Source organism: Endozoicomonas sp. SESOKO3, assembly GCF_024606255.1.
Window position 1 is genome coordinate 1 of the sequence record NZ_JAHHPR010000140.1, and the last position, 1,725, is coordinate 1,725.

Annotated in this window: 2 protein-coding genes; both read right to left on the reverse strand. The window is 47.3% G+C overall.

The features are described from left to right. Positions 1-1,006, reverse strand: a 1,006-nt coding sequence (locus KDK18_RS02485; RefSeq protein WP_257252954.1) for a hypothetical protein, incomplete at its 3' end; no start/stop codon positions are given. Positions 1,007-1,471: 465 nt separating this feature from the next. Further along, the coding region (locus tag KDK18_RS02490; RefSeq protein WP_257252955.1) for a hypothetical protein at positions 1,472-1,725 on the reverse strand (254 nt) is incomplete at its 5' end.

Consider the following 1,725-nt stretch of genomic DNA (forward strand, 5'->3'; position numbering starts at 1 on the left):
TGAATACCTCCATCAGGGTTTGCGCTTTTTCCAGCTCTTCCTGACTTAATTCGTATTTGATATGTGCCTTTACTTTTTCCAATGGGCCATCGGTGGTCTGAGTGCCTGTCGGCTTCTTTTTTTTGGCCGGTGGTGCATTGGTTGCTTTTGAATTTTTTCTCTTTCTACCCGGGCCTTTCTTTTTTTTCTGAACAGGTTCTGATGAGTCAGGCTCTGTTTCTTGCCGCGGTGGTCTTGCTCTTTTTTTACCTCGAGTGCCCGACAGGCAGCTTTTGCATAACAGTGCTGAAACTGCTGCCTCATGGGCTACACGTCTTAATTCCTGTAGATTCAGTGCCTTGCCACACTTGGTACAAGTTACAACCGAACTTGCGGTATCCTGCGCAGCAGAGGGTTCCATTGGATCATCGCCGCCACGACCATTGCCGACTGTCGAACCAATGACCTTTCTATGGGCAGCAGCTTGGGAAACCTGATGGGATTTTCGAGTCTGGCTTTTTGTCTCGGTCGTTGATGCTTTGGTCGTTTGGGAGGATTGACTCTTTTCCCTGTTAGCCGCCTGTCGGCCAGAATATTTGTCAGAAGTGACCTCAAGGTAAACACTGAGTTCCCGACCATTCTCTGCCAGCCGTGTCTGAACCAGCACCGGATGCATATTGGCGGTGTTTGATCTTTCCAGGTCCAAAAGGTCCGCTTCAATCACCATGATCCGGTTTGACAATATCCGGGCCAGGGTGGTTTGCCCTGTCGTAATAGCCCATAGTCGTTTGATTCGCAACATTTGAAGGAGTTGCTTTTTTTGTTGCAGGCATTTTTGAATAGGGTCAGAAACAAGATTAAGGTCAAGGTCAGTCCGGGACTCAGGGTCAGGATTCCAGTTATTTCTGTCAGTTGGCTTATCGCCATCATCTCCCCCGGCAGCGGCGATGGTGTTCAGCTTATTGGAAGTGTTATCGGGGACTTCCGGGGGCATAGCCAACAGTTCAGTGCGGAGTGTTGGCTTCATTGGCCAGATGGCTTGGGGAGGCAGTTGGAGAGACTGAAGAGGACTATTATTTGGCAGCCGCCGCAGTAAACTGAAGGCGAATTTCATAAACCCAGCCGGAACAGGGTCGGGCGGTTCAGGTTCGGCCAACTGATAGGGATATAAGAAATGTACTGGTAGTGGGCTTGAGCCGATCCATTCCAAAGCTTGCAGTGACTCCCCAAACATTATTGCCACCAGCAGAAGCAGTGATCGAACCATTGAGAAGGCAGTTTTGTTTTTTTGTGAGCGTCTCATAGATTCAGGCTAATAAAATCAGCGTCTGTGAATCCATCCGCTTTTGGAAAAATTCATACGTCATTCGGATAGGGCCCATTGATTGACGTTTGCGCGAGACTTCATAGCACTGCACCGGCGAACTTGCCATGAACGGAGTTGGCTGACGTTTTTTTTTCAGAAGCTTTTATCATATGACACAGATCTTTTTTATAAAATAACTCCACACCGATCAAGCAACTCTAGTTCCTGACAACTCTGATAAACATCAGGATCAACCTCTGATAATAAAGGATCTCGCCTTTTTAACAGCTTTATTTCGCCGCATGCCCGTTGCCTCCATCCTTCCATTATGTGGTTATCGATATCGATTTTGGCTTTTTTAAGAGCGGTAACGATATGCATAAGCTCCATTTCATCCCTGTACCCGTCCAGTAATGTCAGTATTTCGATGTCAAAAACTT